We start from the raw sequence: 20,399 nt of genomic DNA, 5'->3' as shown, positions 1-20,399 counted from the left end.
TGGAGGTACACGTCATGAGTTTTCCAATCGTACGCCATCGTCGGCTGCGTCAAAATGCCGGCATTCGCAGCATGGTCCGCGAGACCGTGCTTCAAACGGAGGATCTGGTTCAGCCGATCTTCGTTACCTATGGCAGTGGTGTGAAATCCGAAATTTCCTCCATGCCGGGCGTCTATCATTTTTCGCTCGACACCTTGAAAGAGGAAGTAGACGAAATCGTAAGTCTAGGCATTCCTGCTGTGCTCCTGTTCGGAATTCCCGAGACGAAAGACAGCGTGGGCACATCCGGTTTTGCGGATGACGGGATTGTCCAGGAGGCTACCCGTCTCATCAAGTCGTGGCATCCCGACCTTCTGGTGATTGCTGATACGTGCCTGTGCGAATTTACCGACCACGGCCACTGCGGCATGGTGCATACCTTCGAGCGCGACGGTCACACCTGCGGCGACGTCTTGAACGACGAGTCGCTGGAGCTGCTCGTTCGCACAGCGGTATCCCAGGCGAAAGCGGGAGCCGATATCATCGCACCTTCCAATATGATGGACGGTTTTGTCCAAGCCATTCGTTCCGGACTTGATGAAGCCGGATTTTATAACGTGCCGATTATGTCTTACTCGGTCAAGTACGCTTCGGCCTTTTACGGACCCTTCCGTGAAGCCGCCGATTCTGCTCCGCAGTTCGGCGACCGTAAAACCTATCAGATGGATCCAGCCAATGTGAGAGAGGCGCTTCGCGAGGCGGAGACGGACGTGCTGGAAGGCGCCGATATGCTGATGGTGAAGCCGGCGATGGCCTACCTGGACGTTGTCAGATTGCTGAGAGACCAGTTTGATCTGCCGATTGTCGCTTACAACGTGAGTGGTGAGTATTCCATGATTAAGGCGGCTGCCCAGCAGGGATGGATCAGTGAGCAGGCGATTGTGATGGAACTGCTGACCGGGATGAAGCGTGCCGGTGCGGACATTATCATTACGTATTTCTCGAAGGATGCAGCAGGGTGGATGCGCAGCAAGTAACCATTAACGACGAAAGAGTTAGGAGTGCATAGTATGAGCCAAGAGTTGCGGAAAGAAGAATTATCGCGTTCTGCTTTCGAAGAAGCGAAGTTATATATTCCCGGCGGTGTCAACAGTCCGGTACGTGCGTTTAAGTCTGTGGGATTAACGCCGATTTATATCGATCGCGGAGAAGGCAGCCGCGTATATGATATCGATGGCAACAGCTTTATCGATTACGTAGGTTCCTGGGGACCGCTGATTATGGGCCACGCACACCCTGAGGTCGTTGAAGCGCTTCAGGAGACGGCTGCCAAGGGAACCAGCTTCGGTGCGCCAACCCTATTGGAAACGAAGATGGCGAAACTCGTCTGCGAGCGCGTGCCGTCGATCGAGGTCGTGCGGATGGTGAATTCCGGTACGGAAGCTACCATGAGCGCTATCCGCCTCGCGCGCGGTTATACCGGACGCAGCAAAATCATCAAATTCGAGGGCTCCTATCACGGTCACGCCGACAGCCTTCTGATCAAGGCGGGATCGGGGATCGCAACGCTTGGGCTTCCCGATAGTCCGGGTGTCCCTGAAAGCGTGGCTTCCAACACCATTGCGGTTCCTTATAACGACCTGGAGTCGGTACAGCTTGCCTTTGAGCGGTTCGGCGAAGAAATTGCAGCGGTGATTGTAGAGCCCGTGGCCGGCAATATGGGGGTGGTCCCTCCGCAGCCAGGATTCCTGGAAGGTCTCCGCAAGGTCACTTCCGATTATGGCAGCGTGCTTATTTTCGACGAGGTGATGACCGGATTCCGCGTTGATCTGAACTGCGCGCAAGGACGTTATGGCGTTACGCCGGATTTGACATGCCTTGGCAAGGTAATCGGCGGCGGTCTGCCGGTCGGTGCTTATGGAGGCAAGCGTGAGCTGATGGATCAGATTGCTCCGGCAGGGCCGATCTATCAAGCAGGAACGTTAAGCGGAAATCCGCTCGCCATGGCGGCCGGCTACACCACCCTGAAGCTGTTGACGCCTGCTGTTTATGAACAGCTGGAGGAACGGGGAGCCCGCCTTCAGGCAGGATTTGAGCGTAACGCTCAAGAATTCGGTATCCCGCTTACGATCAATCGGATCGGGTCCATGGTATGTCCTTTCTTCACGAATACGCCGGTCGTCAATTTCGATACGGCCAAGACTAGTGATCTGGATCGTTTCCGTCGATATTTTGCAGCGATGGTGCAAGAGGGAGTCAGCGTACCTCCTTCCCAGTTCGAGGGCATGTTCATCTCGGGAGCTCATACGGTGGAAGATATCGATGCTACCATCGAAGCCAACTACAACGCCTTCAAGAGCCTATGAGCTACGGGGGCAATTGGAGCAAACGCGGCGAATGGCTGGAGATGACGCCGGGCAAGGCGCTGCTTAGTCAGCCGGATCGGAACGAGGCCGCTGCCAAGTGGCTTATGGAAACGGTCGGTATGCCCGAGAAGCTGTATCGCAAGCTTCAACATGAACAGGGGATACAATGGAGAGGGGACCGGCTTCGGCTGGTCCTTTTTCCTTATCGGGATTACGGCATTGAACCGAGATGGCAGGAGCTTGATGTATTGTACGAGGACGATTTCTGCCTGGTCGTGAACAAACCGGCCGGCATGGCGGTCCATCCGGACAACGAGAGCCGGGAGACGACACTGAATCATGTGGTAGCCGCATATTACGAAGCCGAAGGAATTCATACGGCAGTCCGGCATATTCATCGGCTGGATAAGGATACAACCGGTCCCGTACTGTACGCCAAGAATGAATATGCGCAGCTCAAGCTTGACGAGGACATGCGGGAGAAGAAGATCGTCCGGATGTACGCGGCTATCGTTCAGGGAAGGGTCTCGCAGGATCTGAGGAGAATTGATCTGCCGATAGGCAAAGACCGCTATCATGCAAGCCGCCGGAGGGTGTCATTAACCGGGCAGGCTGCGATCACGCATATTCTCTCATCTGATGTGTATCCCAAAGCCAGCCTGCTGCAAATTCGCCTGGAAACCGGCCGTACGCATCAGATCCGGGTGCATTTAAGTCATATGGGACATCCTCTTCTGGGAGATTCCTTGTACGGAGGACCAGGGGTGTTTCCGCGCCAAGCGCTGCATGGCGAGCGTCTGTTGTTTACTCATCCTCTCTCGGGTGAGAGGATTGAGGTGAATGCGCCTTGGCCTCAGGATATGATGGAGTTAAGAGAGCGGATCATAGAGGCATCTGACCGATAAGAAATACTTGCAAAATCCTGAATGAACCTGTAACTTTCACGCACAAATCGCAAAAAAGTCATGCTCTCCTATTTTCGGCATATAGATAAATTGAGTGGCAAAACTTAGGCTCATGCCGTGATAACAGATCACGGATAGTATATGCCAAAAAGGAGGACATTCCCGTGTTTGACCAGTCCTACGGATTGCGGTTCGATATTTACGAGCGTATTAATTTAACGGAAGATTTGCCGGGAATCGAAGAATTGGAAGAGGCGGAGTTGATCCCGCATATTCAGGTGATCAGCCAGCAGGACCAGGCCACGCTTCGGGGTCATCTGCTTCTTGCAGGCCTGTATAAAGGTGACACCGAAGCAGGAGAGACGGAGCCGCTCGAACACTGGATTCCGGTCGAAATCACGGTCCCGCTGAACCGGGTATCATCATTGGATGACATCGCCGTCGAGATCGAGAATTTTGACGTGGATTTGTTATCCAAGCGCAGCTTGAACATTACGGGGGTTCTGTCGCTCAAAGGAATTCAGGCGGCAGCTCCGGGAGCCCGTGACCAAGTATGGGCCAATGAGGAATTCACAGTGGTACATGCTCCTGAAGCGAATGATTTTTATTCGAACGGAGAGCAGCAGTTCGCAGCCAACCCGTATGACCAGCTTCATGGCGGTGGTGCTAATGCAGATGCTAACTCGGGTTCACCTTCTTTCTTCAACGAGACTCAGCCCAAAGCCCAAGAGTTAGAGACGGATGCGCGCACACAGCAGTATCTGGCATCCTGGGCACAGTATGAGAACCAAACACGGGATTCACAGGACTCTGACAGCAGCGTAAGCATCTCCAGTGCTCCTGAAGCCCGGGATACGGTCGAATATGCCTTACATAACGAGACGGAAGCTCAGGCAGCTGAGCCGTCGATTCCAAGTGTATGGCAATTCGAACGGGCTGCCGCCCAGCCGGATCCGGAACCGGAAGATCCAGCAGCCGGTTTCCCGGGTGTCGTTGAGCGTAAGGGCGAAGAAGTTGAAGCCGTACCGGTACTGGAATCATCGGAAACGGAGGAGATCCAGTCTGTTTTTGCTGAGGAAGCAGTGCCTTCGGAGAATATGGATGATATAACGGAGGAGGTTTCCGTTAAAGCCGAAGAGGTTCCGACCAAGCCGGAGTTAAAGGTGGCCTTCAACACGAAGAACAGCAGCACAAACAGCACATCGGGTGTAGGCTTCTCTTCTTTGCTTCAATCGAGCAGAACGGTCCAGGATCAGGAGCAAGCTGCTCGAGACGAGGAAGAGGCAATCGAAGAATCGGTGGATTCCGCATCGGCCGAGGATGTGGAATGGAAGAGTCTGTTCCTGGGCAACCGCCGCGAGGAAACGCCGTTCCGCAAGGTACGGATGTGCATTGTTCAGCGTGAGGAGACACTCGACGTGATAGCCGAGCGTTATCAACTGACGCCACGAGAGCTTTTGTTATACAACCGCATGTCCGAGCAGAATGTGGAAGAAGGCCAGGTATTATACATTCCCCAGTAATCGGCGGGGAGAGCCATCGCGTAAGAACCAGCAGGTCAAGGTAGGAAATCCTTGGCCTGCTTTTTGTTTGGCGGGGATTTGGTTAGGAGAAGAGAGGGATGGGACGAGCTGGGGCGTCTTTTTACAACGTATAAGATTTATTAGGATCGACAGGTATGATGTCTAGATCGTTCGGAAACACTCGAAATATTGACTATATGCAACAACCACGGTATATTTGAATAGAATATGTACAGGTATTTCATAAGCTAGAACAACGTTGAACGGGAAGAGTAGGAAGGTATGGCCTTCAGAGAGCGGAATTGCTATCAAGCGCTGTGAGATTCCGCAGGAACCAGCTTGCCGAAGTCGCCCCGGAGTTGCGGACTTGAGATAGAGTAGGGATTGATTGCTACCCTGGTTAGAGTTCGCCGGCCGCAGCCGTTATCTGTGTAAAGTGTCGTGCTTGATCGTAAGCCTTTCATGTTCTTCATGGGAGGACACGATGGATGAATCATGTAAGCACGAAACAAAGGTGGTACCGCGAGAGAACAGTCTTTCGTCCTTTGAGGACGAAGGGCTTTTTTTGTTTCACGCCAACTATGATATCCATGCCACGCCCGGAGGCTAAAACATTTCGGGTTGGCAAAACTGATTAACAGTATCGGAGGTACGAAAATATGGATCAAAAACAAAACCAATCCCAGTTAGAAATGCCGACGACGTATGATCCGAAGGCAGCCGAACAAAAATGGTATCCGTATTGGAAGGAAGGCGGCTTTTTTGAAGCCGGCAAACGACGGGACGCGGAGCCTTACACGATTGTTATTCCTCCTCCTAACGTTACGGGCATGCTCCATATCGGCCATGCGCTTGACTTTACGCTGCAGGACATCCTGATTCGCGTGAAGCGGATGCAGGGCTACGATGCGCTGTGGCTCCCCGGCTCCGACCATGCGGGCATCGCCACGCAAACCAAGGTCGAACAGAAGCTGCGCGAAGAAGGCGTTACCCGATACGATCTGGGACGTGAACAATTCCTAGAGAAAGTGTGGGAATGGAAAGATCTATATGCGAATACGATTCGTAACCAATGGTCCAAGATCGGCCTGTCCCTTGATTACTCCAGAGAACGTTTCACGCTCGACGAGGGGTTATCGGAAGCGGTTCGGGAAGTATTCGTCAAGCTCTACGATAAAGGGCTCATCTACCGCGGAAAACGCATCATCAACTGGGACCCGGCTGCCCGCACGGCTTTGTCCGATATTGAAGTGGAGTACAAAGAGGTCAACGGCCATTTGTATCACCTGCAATATCCGCTGAAGGACGGCAGCGGCTCCATTACCGTAGCAACGACCCGTCCGGAGACCATGCTCGGCGATACGGCCGTCGCCGTTCATCCGGAAGACGAGCGCTATAAAGACATGATCGGCAAGACATTGGTGCTGCCTATCGTAGGCCGCGAGATTCCGGTTATTGCCGATGAGTATGTGGAGAAGGATTTCGGCAGCGGAGCGGTTAAAATTACGCCGGCGCATGATCCGAATGACTTCGAGATGGGTTTGAGACATGACCTGCCGCAAATCACCGTAATGGATGAATCCGGGACGATGAATGAGTTTGCCGGCAAGTACCAAGGTCTTGACCGGAGCGAATGCCGCAAGCAGATCGTAAACGATATGAAGGAATCTGGCGTACTGCTCCGCATCGAAGATCATGTCCATCAGGTTGGCCATAGCGAAAGATCCGGCGCAGTGGTCGAGCCTTATCTGTCCACGCAATGGTTCGTTAAGATGCAGCCGCTTGCGGAAGCAGCCGTGGATGCGCAGAAATCCGGCAAGGGCGTTAACTTCGTGCCTGACCGGTTCGAGAGAACCTACCTGCACTGGATGGAGAATGTTCGCGATTGGTGTATTTCTCGTCAATTGTGGTGGGGCCACCGGATTCCGGCTTGGTATTCAGAATCCACGGGCGAAGTGGTTGTTGCCATGAATGAAGAGGAAGCGCGCGCGAAGCTGGGCAAGGACGATCTGAGACAAGATGAGGATGTGCTGGATACCTGGTTCAGCTCCGCATTATGGCCGTTCTCGACCATGGGCTGGCCGAATCTGGACAGCGAGGATTTCAAACGTTATTATCCGACCAGCGTTCTCGTAACGGGTTATGATATTATTCCGTTCTGGGTATCGCGGATGATTTTCCAAGGGCTTGAATTTACGGATCAAATGCCGTTCAAAGATACGCTTATCCATGGTCTGGTCCGGGATAGCGAAGGCCGCAAGATGTCCAAGTCGCTCGGCAACGGTATCGACCCGCTCGAGGTTATTGAACAGTATGGCGCAGATGCCATGCGTTATATGATATCGACCGGCAGTACGCCGGGCCAGGATCTTCGTTTCCGCTGGGAACGCGTGGAGCAAGCGCGTAACTTCGCGAACAAGATCTGGAATGCATCACGCTTTGCGCTCATGAACCTGGAGGGCTTCACGGCGGCGGATATCGACATTTCCGGAGAGCTGGGGACGGCCGACCGGTGGATTTTACACCGTCTGAACGAAACTTCCCGCGACATTACGCGTCTAATTGATGCCTACGAATTTGGCGAAACCGGTCGACTGCTCTACAATTTCATCTGGGATGATCTGTGCGACTGGTATATTGAGTTTGCCAAGCTGTCCCTGTATGGCGAGGATCAAGCGGCCAAGAAAAAGACGCAGTCGGTGCTTGCCTATGTACTGGACCGCACGATGCGTTTGATCCATCCGTTCATGCCGTTCATCTCCGAAGAGATCTGGCAGCATTTGCCGCATGAAGGCGAGACGGTAATGTTGGCTTCATGGCCGACCTATGACGAGGCATTTGAGAATACGGAAGCCGTTACCGAAATGAACCTGCTGATGGATGTCATCCGAGCTGTACGAAACATCCGGGCGGAAGTAAACGTACCGATGAGCAAAAAAGTGGAACTGCAATTGAAGCCGGTAAGCGGGCAAATTGCCAGCATTATCGATCGCAATGCGGATTATATTCGCCGCTTCTGCAACACGTCGGAATATCAGTCCTCCCTTGCCCTTGAGGCGCCGGATAAGGCGATGACCGCTGTGGTTACAGGTGTTGAAATGTATCTGCCGCTTGCCGGGTTGATCGATATCGCTCAGGAGATCACACGTCTGGAGAAGGAAATTCAGCACTTGAACAGCGAAGTCGAGCGTGTGGAGAAGAAGCTGAACAATCCTGGTTTCGTATCGAAAGCACCGGAAAAGGTGATTGAAGAAGAACGGGCGAAGCTTGCGGATTACTCGGACAAACGCAGTAAAGTGATCGCGCGCATCGAAGAATTGAGAGGCTGAGGGCAAGATGAATCTGGACCAGAAGGTGAGAACGATGGTTGATCATTCGGCAGCAGCAGCTGCAGCTCCGTTCCATACCTATGAAGAAGCGGTAGCTTGGATCAACGGGCTGATTCCGTTTGGAATCCGCCCCGGCATGGATAGAATTCAGCGATTGATGGAGCTGCTGGGCCATCCGGAACGGCGGTTGAAATTTATTCACGTGGCCGGAACGAATGGAAAAGGCTCCACATGCGCTTTTTTAACAAAGGTTCTGCTTCAAGGGGGATTCACGGTTGGCACCTATACGTCCCCCTATATTACGAAGTTTACCAATCGGTTTCAGTATAACGGCGAAGACATACCGGAAGAGACGCTGCTGGCGCTCGCGAATCGCTTAGAACCGCTTGTTGCCGAAGTTGCGAGCTCCGGGCTCGGATCACCAACGATGTTTGAGGTGTCCACCGCCCTAGCGATCCTGTATTATGGCGAGGTATCTTATCCGGACGTGGTGGTGTGGGAGACGGGACTTGGCGGTCGCCTTGACGTGACCAATATCGTTCATCCCATCATTTCGGTGATCACGAATATCGGAATGGACCATACCGACGTTCTGGGTGATACCATTCAGGAGATCGCGACGGAGAAGGCCGGCATTATCAAGCCCGGAGTCCCTGTGGTGAGCACGGTAACTCAGCCTGAGGCTGTCGAAATTCTGAAACAAACGGTAGAAAAAAACCGTACAAGTTTGTATCTCGTAGATGAACAATTCTCCTATGAGCGGTTGCGTGGGGACGAAGAAAGCCAGACTTTCCGTTTTAAGGGTCCTTTCCGGGACATGGATCTGGACATCTCAATGCAGGGCGAGCACCAATGTGCCAATGCCGCGCTTGCCATGATGACGCTGGAAGTGCTTCGCCAGTACATGGCTTTTATCGTGGATGAAGAAGAATTGCGCACAGGGTTTAAGGATACTTTCTGGGCGGGAAGACTGGAACAAGTGCAGTCCTCCCCTCGGATTGTTCTCGATGGTGCGCACAACCCCGAAGGGGCTGAAACCTTGGCCAAAAGCTTGCCGCAGATCTATAAGTATCGGAAACTGAACTTAATGATGGGAATGCTGGCAAATAAGCATCATGAATCGTATTTGCAGCATATACTGCCAATAGTGGATACGCTTATCCTGACTGAACCGGATTTCCGGAAGAAACTGGACGCCAAGGCGCTTGGTGACATCGTAGAGCAGGTAAGGGAGAAATACGCCAAACATACACTGCAAATCATCATAGAACCAAATTGGAAAAACGCACTTGAAGAGTTGAAGTCACGGACGGAAGCGGAGGATCTTGGGGTGGTGTCGGGCACGTTGTACCTGATTGCCGACGTGCGTTCCAACCTCCTGGGCCTTTCCGATTCTGAAAAAGGTTGGTGATATCTGTTGAATACATCGGAACATGTTCATTTTATAGGAATTGGCGGCTACGGGATGAGCGCCATTGCAAGAGTTATGCTGGAGATGGGTTATAAAGTCACGGGTTCTGACGTGGCATCGCAAGAATTGACAGAAAAGCTGGCGGCCAAGGGCGCCAAAATATACATCGGACATACTGCCGAGCAAGTCCAGGGCGCTGACCTTGTGGTTTACTCCACGGCATTGTCCAGAGACAACGTGGAACGGGTCGAAGCAGAGAAGCTGAACATTCCTGTCCTTCACCGTGCGCAGATGCTGGCACGTCTTTTGAACGAACGCAAAGGCGTCGCCGTAGCGGGTGCGCATGGCAAGACAACCACTTCATCCATGATTGCGCTCGTGATGGAAGAATGCGGCGTCGATCCAACATTTATCATCGGCGGGGAAATTATGAACGTTGGCACGAATGCCAAAGCCGGTGAAGGTGAGCATGTGGTGGCCGAAGCTGACGAGAGCGACGGCTCATTCCTGCAATACCATCCATGGCTGGGCGTTGTTCTGAATATCGAAGCCGATCACTTGGAGAATTACGATGGGGATTTCAATCGTCTTAAGGCGGCCTACGTACAATTCCTCAGCCAGATCAAGGCAGACGGTACGGCCGTGGTTTGCGCGGACGATAACAACATCCAGGCTATTTTGCCTGACCTAAAATGCAGTGTGACCACATACGGCATTCATGCGGATGCGGAGTATACGGCAACGAATCTGGTGCTCGGCGACCGTCATGTCAGCTTCAAGATGCTTCATAACGGCATGGAGCTGGGTACCGTGGAACTATCCGTACCGGGGAAACACAATGTCTACAACGCAATGGCTACGGTGATATGCTGCTTGAAAGGCGGAATCTCGTTTGAAGCGATTGTCGAGGCCATTGTCAAGTTCAACGGAGCTAAGCGCCGCTTCCAGGTGCTGGGCGAAGCAGAAGGTATTCTGGTCATTGACGACTATGCGCATCATCCGACGGAGATCGAGGCTACGATCAGTGCCGCTAAAGCTACAGGCAAACGGATTATCGCCGTATTCCAGCCGCAGCGGTATTCGAGAACCTTTTTCCTTCTGGATGCGTTTAGCCGCGCGTTCGGGGAAGCCGATGAGGTGATCATCACCGATATTTATTCGCCTGCCGGCGAGAAGCAGATCGAGGGTATCAGTTCCGGTAAGCTGGTGGAGCTGATTGTCCAGAACAGTAATGCCGGTGCCCGCTATTTGCCTACCAAAGAAGATGTCCTGAACGATCTCAAGGGTCGTGTAAACGAAGGCGATCTGGTCCTCACGATGGGGGCGGGCGATATTTGGAAAGTCGGTGCTGCTTTAGCAGAGTCTATTAAAGGCAAGAAGTAACCGGATTGCGCGCATGCTTTGCTGCTTCGCTGCAGCAGGGGATCGCATGGGCTTTTGTCTTTCGGACGGAGGAAAAGCAAGCGGAATCGATAAGTATAAAACAGGCTGATCAAGATGCTTTCTTGATCAGCCTGTTTGTTTTGTTGTTCGCACACTCATAAGTTGCCAAGCTTGATCATATAGCTAGGTGTAGAAGGACAAGTGAGGTGTGTGTGGATATGAATAAAGCAAGGATGACGATTCGTTTCGATCATGATCCGCCGAAAGACAGTCGCAAGGATCATCTGCGTGAGGAACGGGATTCGTATCAAAAAGTTCCAGCAAAGCACAATGGTCTAGTCGATGACCGCAATCTCGTATTCGACGAGTTGGACACAACGGCAGATCGGTTTACCGATGCGGGCACTTCGTTCGAGCATAGGAGCAGCATGCAACATGATCATCTGCGCGTCGTTCCTCCGCTCCGGGATGAGGGGGACACCCGGGATGTGAACGGTCATGAGTGGGGAACATCGCGTCAAAACCGGTCCAGGGGGCGATTAGCTGAGGAAAGACGGCGTCTGGATCATGTCCACAATGATGGGGCGTTCGGTGACGGGCTTGATCATACCGATACATATGACGATTTGCGTGAGCGTGAGGATCTCTACGATCTTCATGATGACGCGTATTCCGGAAAAATGGACCCCGAAGCGAATGACTCCAACTGGAATCTCGGTCCCGGGTCGGATCTATATGAATCATCTGCTGATGATTACAGTTATTATCGCTCTCGCAAACCTACCTCCTTTTGGAAAATGGCTGTGTCCGTGACAGCGGCTGTTGTTACGGGGTTGCTGTTTGGGTATATGGTGCTGTCTATGTTTAACGGCGGTAATGCAGGTGAGGATCCTGCGTCGGGGCAGCTTGAAAGCCATGATGCAGTTAATCAAGCACCGGCTGATTCATCCGGGGGAAAGGGAGTTTCACTCGCACCCGATTTAACGGAATCGACGGTACGCATTCCGGGCCAAGTCTTTTATATGCTTCAGTACGGTGTGTTCAGCACGCCGGAACGGGCAGATCAGGCCAAAGGGGAGCTGTTGCAGTCCGGTATTGCCGCCGGCGGAGATTTGGATGAGGAGAACCGGGTGTATGCGGGCATATCACCGGATCGCGAGCAGGCCAAGCTGCTCAGCAATCAGTTAAAGGCCGAAGGCGTCGAATTATACGTGAGAGAAATCGCGCTGCCTGGTATAGAGTCAGCTGCCTTTGCGGGCGAGGAGCAGACGCTGACGGACTATTTTACGATAAGCGGGCAGCTCGTATCAGAGTTGAGTACGCTGTCGGCATCGCTGCTGGGGAAGCAGGAGGCGGGCGCGGTGGCGTCAGAGAACATGGCTACGATCACAAATTTGCACCAGCAGTGGATCCAATCGATGAAGCTGCTGTCCGCCGGCTTGGGTCCGGAGACCGGGGCTGTACTGCCGGCGATGGAGCAATCCATGAACAGTTCAATCACAGCGCTCTCCGAATATAACAAAAATCAATCCAAGGGGCATTTGTGGGAGATTCAAACGGGCATGATGAACTATGTCATGGGCCAAAAGAAACTCCTGGATGGCCTATAAATTCAAATTTACGTCAAATCCGGCTCGGAACTGGAAATAGTTCCCCCTGCCGGATTTCTGTTTGTATTGCTTATCGATTCACCGTATAATAATTAGGGTGTCAAAATATGGCGAGGGAAGAGGATGCATGAAGAAAAACAAAGGAATGCTCATCTTGTTTTTGCTGCTGGGGTGGCTGACGGGAACATGGCTGGCCAAGGCGCTTCAACCTGTTAAGGCTTTGTCGTTTTTAACGTCTACTACACCGATTAAGTGGTCGCCTCGAGCTGATTTTGACATTATTCGTTATGACATTAACCTTGAACTTAACTTTTGCCTGCTCAGTCTGCTTGGCATTATAGCAGCGCTTTGGTTATACCGCAGGCTCTAAGACATGACAAAGGAGATTATCCCCCTTGAATGAGAAGAGAAACCGCCGTATCATATTGGCCTCCACCTCTCCTCGGCGTCAGGAATTGATTGCCTCCCTTCGTATCCCATTCGAGATTATGCCTAGTGAAGCTGACGAGGACACCCCGCAAGGGTGGTCGCCAGAGCGAATTGTGGAGTCACTGGCACTACGTAAAGCGGAAGCGGTTCTCCGAAAGCTGACGGATGATCCGGGAGATGGTATCATTGTGGGAAGCGACACGATTGTAGTTGTAGACGATCATGTCCTCGGGAAACCGGAGGATCATGCTGACGCGGCAAGGATGTTGTCCATGCTTCAAGGACGGGCTCACCTCGTGTACACGGGCGTGGCTTGTGTCGACCGGGAATCTGGTCGTACCAAGGTCGCTCACCGTGTGACAACCGTAAAGATGAAATCGTTAAGTGATGATGCGATCGCGGCTTATGTAAAGAGCGGGGAACCTGCTGACAAAGCAGGCTCGTATGCGATTCAAGGCTTGGGTGCAACCATCGTGGAAGGAATCGAAGGCGACTATTTTAACGTTGTCGGCCTGCCGCTTTCTCTGCTGTCGGACATGCTGTCTGAAATGGGGATGGATGTACTCACCGATTCATAGATATAGAACAACGGCATGCGAAATGTAGGAGTATCCTGAAGTTTCGGTGACCTGCTGATTTAAATCTTAGAAAAGAGGGGAATATATGGAGTCGCCAACGCTATTGCTGCGCGACATCCCCCATGATGAACGACCAAGAGAGCGCATGATGCAATATGGGGCGAGCGCTTTAAGCCATGCAGAATTGCTGGCGATATTGCTTCGGACCGGAACCCGCCAGGAATCTGCCGTACATATAGCCCAGCGTCTGCTGGGGGAAGCAGGCGGCATCCGGCAGCTCGTTGATCTTAGCATTGAGGAAATTACGAAAATCAAAGGAATTGGAACCGCTAAGGCTGTTCAGCTGAAGGCTGGCATCGAGCTTGGACGGCGCTTAGCCGCATCGAGACATGTAGAGCCGGTTATTATTCGCAGTCCGCATGACGCGGCAGAACTGCTCAGTGAACAGATGCGCTATTTACAGAAAGAGCATTTTGTCTGTGTATTTTTAAATACGAAAAATCATGTCATTGCCCAGGAAACGTTATCGATGGGAAGCCTTAATGCTTCTATCGTTCATCCCCGCGAGGTGTTCAGAGCGGCCATCAAATGCAGCAGTGCATCTCTGGTGTGCGCGCATAACCATCCTAGCGGAGATCCGACGCCCAGCCCGGAAGACATATCGCTGACTGCACGTTTAGTGGAGGCAGGACAGATTGTCGGGATCGACGTGCTGGATCATCTGATCATCGGGGACGGATCGTTTGTAAGTTTGAAGGAACGGGGCTTGATGTAATATAATAGTTCAGATTGACGAAGAAAGGGAGATACATCATGTTAGGTGGTTTTACGAAAGATTTGGGAATCGATTTGGGGACGGCAAATACGCTGGTTTATGTTCGTGGGAAAGGAATTGTCGTAAGAGAGCCATCCGTGGTTGCTCTGCGTACAGATACGAAGAGCATTGAAGCCGTCGGAGAATCGGCTAAGAAAATGATTGGACGTACACCAGGCAATATTCGTGCCATTCGTCCGATGAAAGACGGCGTCATCGCTGATTTTGATACAACAGCTACGATGATTAAATACTTTATTCGTCAAGCGCAGAAGCAACGCTCCATATTCCCGCGCCATCCGAACGTGATGGTATGTGTACCATCCGGCATTACGGCGGTAGAGCAGCGTGCGGTTGAGGATGCTACCAAGCAAGCCGGTGCACGCGAAGCTTATACGATCGAGGAACCTTTTGCAGCTGCGATCGGTGCCGATTTACCCGTGTGGGAACCTACAGGCAGTATGGTAGTGGATATCGGTGGAGGTACCACTGAAGTAGCTGTCATTTCGCTTGGCGGTATTGTAACCAGCCGCTCTGTACGCGTTGCGGGCGATGAGATGGATGAGTCTATCATTTCCTATATCAAACGCCAGTATAACCTGATGATCGGTGAGCGCACATCCGAGCTGCTCAAGATGGAAGTCGGTTCCGCCATGCCGCTGGAGACCGTGGAAACGATGGAAATTCGCGGCCGTGATTTGGTGACGGGTCTGCCGAAGACGATTACCATTACTTCGGATGAGATTAGCGAAGCGTTGGCAGATACCATTAACGCTATTGTTGAAGCTGTTAAGGTTACCCTTGAGAAATGTCCTCCGGAGCTTGCTGCGGATATTATGGACCGGGGCATCGTGCTTACGGGAGGCGGCGCATTGCTTCGCAACCTGGACAAGCTGCTTGCCGAAGAGACCGGCATGCCGGTGATCGTTGCAGAGAATCCGCTGGATTGCGTGGCCATTGGCACAGGTAAGGCGCTCGAGAACATTCACTTGTTTAAATCCCGGAGCAGCTCTGCCGTCCGTTCCAAACGGTAGAAACCAAAATAGAAGTGTAAACCCCTAATGTTGGGAGAGAAAACAGTAAGTTAGAGGGTGTTGCAACTGTTTAAGCTGCTAGGCAATAAGCGTTTGTTTATTATGCTCATCGGGCTGGTAGCGTTTATCGCTATTATGGGGTTTACGCTCGGCCCGAGAGCTTCTTTATCTTGGCCTGAAAAATTTGTCAAAGATACGGTCGGTTTTGTGCAAAGTGTGTTTTATAAGCCCGCTGCCTATATAGCGGGTTTCTTTGAAGATGTGCGAAACATGAAGGCAATCTATGAAGAGAATGAGGAGCTGCGAAGAGCCGTGGCCCAATACTCTCGAGAGAGTGCGAATTACAACACGATGAAAGCTAATTACGAAAAACTCAAGGATGATCTCAAGTTTACAGAGAGTCAGAAGAACCGCGACAAATACGAATATCGAACTGCCCAGGTGCTTAGCGTCAACTCGGATCCGAATAACCGGACGCTTGTTATCGATCTGGGCGAGCGCGATGGGGTTCGCCCTAATATGTCGGTCACGACAGTGGACGGCATGGTCGGCATCATTAGCAACGTCAGCAATTTCACCTCAACGGTGAAGCTGTTGACCACGATGGACGCTCAGGATCCGAATCCGCAGCCGATTTCGGTAACGGCCATCGGCAAAGAGGATAAAACGTTTGGCGTCGTCGAGAGCTACGATGAGAAGACCAACACGCTGCTCATGACGCGGATTTCGGAAGATGATCCGATCAAGAAAGACGACAAAATCATTTCATCCGGTGCAGGAGGCGTTATACCACAGGGCTTGATCATTGGTAAGGTGAAAAGTGTTCAGGTAAGCCAATACGGTCAGAGCAGAACGGCTACGATCATCCCTGCCGCCAAATTCGAGGACTGGAGATACGTCATTATCGTGGTTACCCCTGAGGAGCCGAAATGATGGCACGTAAACAGATTCTGGTCCTATTGCTGTTCGTGCTGTTTATCCTGCAGGGCACGGTTGTTTTCTGGTTAACGCCAAGCTCGCTGCAGCTTCAGATTTACCCTAATTTTGTATTGGTGTGCTTGTTTTTTGTATCGATTTATTATCATCGCCATACGGGGCTGGTGCTCGGACTCCTATTCGGCATGCTTCACGATATCGTGTATTACGGCGAGATGATTGGCACTTATTCGTTTGCTATGGGCGTATCCGCATATTTGGTGGGGCTTGTCTTCAAGTCCCCGCGGGCGCCGCTGCCCATGATGATGACCATTGTCATTCTGGGGAGCTTGTTGTTTGACAGTACGCTTTTTGGCATATATAAGGTGTTTCGACTCAATCCGACTTCTTATAATTGGTCACTGCTTCATCATATGCTACCCAATCTCCTTGTTCATTTTGCCTTTGCTCTGGCGATTTACGTTCCTCTTCGCAAGCAGATTGAGTTGGTTACGAAGAATCAGAGAAGGAAGGCATCCTGAACCCTCCAATATGACATTTTACTAGACTAGCAGGAACTTGAAGGTTTGAGCGCGAAATGTATAGGGATGGGAGGGACAGGCTTATGGCTGTAAAATCCAATCATGTGACGATTAAGGGCATCAAAGATGGCCTGGTATTCCTGCTTGATGACCAGTGTGAGCTGGAGGAGCTGCTCAGCGAGCTGCGCTATAAGCTGGAGCACAGTCATCAGAATATTTTGACCGGCCCCATCATTCATGTGGATGTGAAGCTGGGTTCCCGGAAAATTTCCGAAGAAGAGAAGCAGACGATTCTTGACATATTGAAGCAAAAGGGCAACCTGCTGATACGTAATGTGGAATCGCCGCCGCTTGAGTCCGAGCTCATACCAGAGGAGAAGCTTACGCTTAAGACAGGGATGGTGCGTTCCGGACAGGTGCTGCATCATGACGGCGATCTCTTGTTCCTCGGCGATGTGAATCCCGGCGGAACCATAACGTGCACCGGCGATATCTACATATTGGGAGCTCTGCGCGGAACCGCGCACGCCGGTGTAGAGGGCAACGAGGAAGCGATTATAGCGGCTTCGTATTTTGCCCCTACCCAGCTCCGTATCTCCCAGATGATCAGCAGGCCGCCGGATGAATGGGAGACGCGGGAAACGGTCATGGAGTTTGCGTATTTGAAGGACGGAAGCATGGAGATCGATAAGATCAGCAACATCTCGCGTTTGGGTCGGGATTTTAATGTGTTTAAAGGGGTGTAGAACATGGGAGAGGCAATCGTCGTAACTTCAGGTAAAGGCGGAGTCGGTAAAACGACGACATCGGCGAACATCGGCACAGCTTTGGCACTGCTCGGAAAAAAAGTGTGTCTGGTTGATACGGACATCGGTCTTCGTAATTTGGATGTCGTGATGGGCCTGGAAAACCGGATTATATACGATTTGTGCGACGTTGCAGAAGGGCGATGCCGACTTAACCAGGCGCTGATCAAGGACAAGCGCTTCGATGAGCTGTATATGCTTCCTGCAGCCCAGACCAAAGACAAGAATGCCGTTTCTCCAGAGCAGGTAAAAGATATCGTGCTTGAATTGAAAAAGGAATTCGAATACGTCATTATCGATTGTCCGGCTGGAATCGAGCAAGGATTTAAGAATGCCATTGCCGGTGCAGATAAAGCGATTGTGGTTACAACGCCCGAGAATGCGGCCGTGCGGGATGCGGATCGGATTATTGGCTTGCTGGAAAGCTCTCATGTAGAGTCTCCGAAGCTCGTAGTAAACCGGATTCGCCCGAACATGGTGAAATCCGGCGACATGCTGGAGATTGAAGATGTGCTGCAGGTGCTGAATATTGATCTGATCGGTATCGTGCCAGATGATGAAATGGTCATTAAAGCGGCCAACATTGGGGAGCCTACAGTGATGAATCCAGACTCTCAGGCAGCCATCGCCTATAGAAACATCGCCCGTCGTATCCTGGGTGATACCGTTCCTCTGATGCAAATCCATCAGAAAAAAGGAATGTTCACCAAATTCAAAAAGTTTTTTGGAATGGGTTAAAGGCTTTTAACAAAGAACCGGTGCCGGTAGGCAGCGGTTTTTTTGTACACTTACTCAACGCGGTTCTGATCTGCATACATTCTGTTCACCTCTTCAATAGGGCTTGTTCTAAATATCTCTCATCTCTTCATAGGATAGAGTAAGAAAACAAGCCCCAAGGGGGAAAGAACAATGGACATCAAAACTTCAGTCAAGAACCGAAGAGAAGCCCGTATTCGCGAGCTGCTGGAAGGGGAACAGTCACCGACGCCGCATGATAAGTCGTCATGGGCCCCCGTTCCCGAGAGAAAGGCTGCCCATCTTAATCTTCAACAGACAGGCTTCATACAGGATCACAGAACGAACCCATCCCCGCGTCTTGCAGAGAGTGAACCGGATCCCGAGCGGCTTTGGAAGCAAGGCCACCGCGGTTGGTATGGCACGCTGGATCCAGGTGATCCAGGTGATCCAGGAGAACCGCCACCAAGAAAAGCCTCGTTCCTGTCGGGCTTAGTGCGCCGCATCATCGTCAGCGCGCTGGTGTTTGGATTGGCATGGGGAGTATTTTCGTTTCAGCAGCCGTGGGCTCTTCGTACGCAAGCTTTTATTGTTGAAGGGTTGAGCCACGAGATGGATTTCCAGGCAGCCCAGGTATGGTACGAGGAGCATTTTGGAAGCGCGCCTTCCTTTATTCCGATTTTTGGACAAACTGACGAGCACTCAACGAAGGTGAATGCCGGGACTTCTTTAGTGCCTCCGCTTTCCGGAAAGGTGGTCCAATCCTTTGCCGTGGATCTTAAAGGCATCGTTTTGGAAGCCGGAGGGGGTTCTTTAGCAGACCGAGCGGTTAAGAGTATAGAGACCGGACGCGTGCTCGAGGTTAAAGAGCATCCTGAGAATGGGATCACCATTCTCATACAGCATACAGGAGAGAGAACGGGGATATACAGCAGGCTGGCAGAAACGGGACTTAAGGTAAACGATTGGGTTCAAGGCGGAGATATTATCGGCACATTGGCATCTTCAGGCACAGGCAGCCCGCCTTCTCTTTATTTCGAACTGAAAGAGGGGGATCGAGGTGTCGATCCGGCGGAAGTGATTCCGTTTGATTAAGTTTAAGGGAACGGTATTGTCGCTGCATCCTCTCTTTGTTATTGTCATGCTGGCCTCTGTATTCACCGGTCGCTTTTTAGAATTGCTGACCCTGTTTATTATCGTGTTTATTCATGAATTGGGACACGCCGCCGCAGCGGCAGCGATGGGGTTCAAGGTACGAGCCATTCAGATGCTGCCGTTCGGCGGCGTTGCTGTCATTGAAGATGACGGCAGGATGACCGCAATGAAGGAAATCATCATTGCGCTTGCGGGTCCGCTGCAAAATGTCATCATGATAGGCATTACTCTGGCGTGCAGATGGGCGGGGTGGGGAGACGAGCAGCTGCTATCCTATATCATTCAGGGGAATCTCGTCATTGCACTGTTTAACCTGCTTCCGATTCTGCCGCTGGACGGCGGCAAAGTGCTGCAGGCCGTCATCAGCCTGCTCGCCCCTTATCATGCGACCTTGCTGTGGGCTTCCCGTGCAGGCATTTTGTGCAGTTTGATCATGATCGGGTATGGCTTGCAGCCGTTATTCTCCGGCGGCGGTATTCGTTTAAATGTGCTGATGATCGGCCTCTTTTTAGCGTATTCCAATTTTGAAGACTACCGGAATGTGCATTACCGGTTCTTAAGATTTCTGGTCAATCGGAGCGAGATATATGAACGGAATTTGGATGGACTTGGTCCTGCCCAGCCAATCGTTGCAGATTCTTCGAAACCTTTGGATGATATCATGCGTCTATTTAAACGAGAGAAGTATCATCTGATTTATGTCATGAGCGGACGAGGCAGCCTGCTTGCCGTCGTTCCGGAGCAGCATGTGATTTCTTCTTATTTTGCATCAAATGGTCCGCCCTGGTATGCGTAAATCGTAGACACCATGAGGAAGACGCAGGGCGGGCCATGATTCTTTATCCATTCATATCATCTGAGATTGTGTTAGGATAAAAAAATAGA

General features: G+C 51.6%; 18 protein-coding genes and 1 other annotated feature. All 18 genes read left to right on the top strand.

All coding sequences use genetic code 11. From position 1 onward, the window contains the following. Nucleotides 1–14 precede the first annotated feature (14 nt). The 18 genes from hemB (at nucleotide 15) to ACETK5_RS24335 (ending at nucleotide 20,310) form a co-directional block, all read left to right on the top strand. Nucleotides 15–1,016: a porphobilinogen synthase gene (gene hemB, locus ACETK5_RS24420; protein ID WP_326115328.1), complete on the top strand. Its 1,002-nt coding sequence runs from the start codon at nucleotides 15–17 to the stop codon at nucleotides 1,014–1,016. 33 nt (nucleotides 1,017–1,049) lie between these two features. Beyond that, nucleotides 1,050–2,345, top strand: coding sequence for a glutamate-1-semialdehyde 2,1-aminomutase (hemL, locus tag ACETK5_RS24415; RefSeq protein ID WP_326115327.1), 1,296 nt, complete (start codon nucleotides 1,050–1,052; stop codon nucleotides 2,343–2,345). Next, entirely contained in the window at nucleotides 2,342–3,250 is a 909-nt protein-coding gene (locus ACETK5_RS24410; RefSeq protein WP_394058387.1) for an RluA family pseudouridine synthase, read from the top strand. The genes hemL and ACETK5_RS24410 overlap by 4 nt, the downstream gene beginning before the upstream one ends. A gap of 164 nt (nucleotides 3,251–3,414) precedes the next feature. Next, a complete protein-coding gene (locus ACETK5_RS24405) occupies nucleotides 3,415–4,773 on the top strand; it encodes a LysM peptidoglycan-binding domain-containing protein (protein ID WP_394058385.1) in 1,359 nt (452 codons plus the stop codon). A 250-nt stretch (nucleotides 4,774–5,023) separates the two neighbouring features. Beyond that, nucleotides 5,024–5,322 (top strand) — a binding site (T-box leader). Nucleotides 5,323–5,432: 110 nt separating this feature from the next. Continuing rightward, the gene (locus ACETK5_RS24400) at nucleotides 5,433–8,102 is read left to right on the top strand and encodes a valine--tRNA ligase (RefSeq protein WP_394058383.1); all 2,670 of its coding nucleotides are present in this window, start codon (nucleotides 5,433–5,435) and stop codon (nucleotides 8,100–8,102) included. Between the two features lie 7 nt (nucleotides 8,103–8,109). Next, nucleotides 8,110–9,513, top strand: coding sequence for a bifunctional folylpolyglutamate synthase/dihydrofolate synthase (locus ACETK5_RS24395; RefSeq protein WP_394058381.1), 1,404 nt, complete (start codon nucleotides 8,110–8,112; stop codon nucleotides 9,511–9,513). Between the two features lie 6 nt (nucleotides 9,514–9,519). Next, complete coding sequence (gene murC / locus ACETK5_RS24390) at nucleotides 9,520–10,896, top strand: UDP-N-acetylmuramate--L-alanine ligase (RefSeq protein WP_394058379.1); 1,377 nt, start codon at nucleotides 9,520–9,522, stop codon at nucleotides 10,894–10,896. A gap of 218 nt (nucleotides 10,897–11,114) precedes the next feature. Continuing rightward, complete coding sequence (locus tag ACETK5_RS24385) at nucleotides 11,115–12,506, top strand: SPOR domain-containing protein (protein WP_394058377.1); 1,392 nt, start codon at nucleotides 11,115–11,117, stop codon at nucleotides 12,504–12,506. Nucleotides 12,507–12,633: 127 nt separating this feature from the next. Further along, complete coding sequence (locus ACETK5_RS24380) at nucleotides 12,634–12,876, top strand: DUF4321 domain-containing protein (protein ID WP_076323127.1); 243 nt, start codon at nucleotides 12,634–12,636, stop codon at nucleotides 12,874–12,876. A 25-nt stretch (nucleotides 12,877–12,901) separates the two neighbouring features. Continuing rightward, a complete protein-coding gene (locus ACETK5_RS24375) occupies nucleotides 12,902–13,513 on the top strand; it encodes a Maf family protein (RefSeq protein ID WP_098742542.1) in 612 nt (203 codons plus the stop codon). Nucleotides 13,514–13,598: 85 nt separating this feature from the next. Next, nucleotides 13,599–14,288, top strand: a complete 690-nt coding sequence (gene radC, locus ACETK5_RS24370; RefSeq protein ID WP_100540813.1) for a RadC family protein — start codon at nucleotides 13,599–13,601, stop codon at nucleotides 14,286–14,288. Between the two features lie 38 nt (nucleotides 14,289–14,326). Further along, nucleotides 14,327–15,361 (top strand): rod shape-determining protein, encoded by a 1,035-nt coding sequence (locus ACETK5_RS24365; protein ID WP_009593998.1) that lies wholly within the window; start codon nucleotides 14,327–14,329, stop codon nucleotides 15,359–15,361. Between the two features lie 57 nt (nucleotides 15,362–15,418). Continuing rightward, nucleotides 15,419–16,294, top strand: coding sequence for a rod shape-determining protein MreC (gene mreC, locus ACETK5_RS24360; RefSeq protein WP_394058374.1), 876 nt, complete (start codon nucleotides 15,419–15,421; stop codon nucleotides 16,292–16,294). After that, a complete protein-coding gene (mreD, locus tag ACETK5_RS24355; RefSeq protein ID WP_394058372.1) occupies nucleotides 16,291–16,818 on the top strand; it encodes a rod shape-determining protein MreD in 528 nt (175 codons plus the stop codon). Before mreC ends, mreD begins: the two co-directional genes overlap by 4 nt. Nucleotides 16,819–16,901: 83 nt before the next feature. Beyond that, nucleotides 16,902–17,564 carry a septum site-determining protein MinC gene (locus ACETK5_RS24350; RefSeq protein WP_100540815.1) on the top strand — a complete coding sequence of 221 codons (663 nt, stop codon included), beginning with the start codon at nucleotides 16,902–16,904 and terminating at the stop codon, nucleotides 17,562–17,564. Nucleotides 17,565–17,567: 3 nt separating this feature from the next. Then, entirely contained in the window at nucleotides 17,568–18,362 is a 795-nt protein-coding gene (gene minD / locus ACETK5_RS24345; RefSeq protein WP_009594006.1) for a septum site-determining protein MinD, read from the top strand. A gap of 171 nt (nucleotides 18,363–18,533) precedes the next feature. After that, nucleotides 18,534–19,454 (top strand): peptidoglycan DD-metalloendopeptidase family protein, encoded by a 921-nt coding sequence (locus tag ACETK5_RS24340; protein WP_394058370.1) that lies wholly within the window; start codon nucleotides 18,534–18,536, stop codon nucleotides 19,452–19,454. After that, nucleotides 19,447–20,310 (top strand): M50 family metallopeptidase, encoded by an 864-nt coding sequence (locus tag ACETK5_RS24335; protein WP_100540817.1) that lies wholly within the window; start codon nucleotides 19,447–19,449, stop codon nucleotides 20,308–20,310. The genes ACETK5_RS24340 and ACETK5_RS24335 overlap by 8 nt, the downstream gene beginning before the upstream one ends. Nucleotides 20,311–20,399 lie beyond the last annotated feature (89 nt).

It is taken from the genome of Paenibacillus ilasis (assembly GCF_043195395.1).
Lineage (GTDB): Bacteria > Bacillota > Bacilli > Paenibacillales > Paenibacillaceae > Paenibacillus_AQ > Paenibacillus_AQ lautus.
This window is presented reverse-complemented; position numbering and strand designations above follow the sequence as displayed.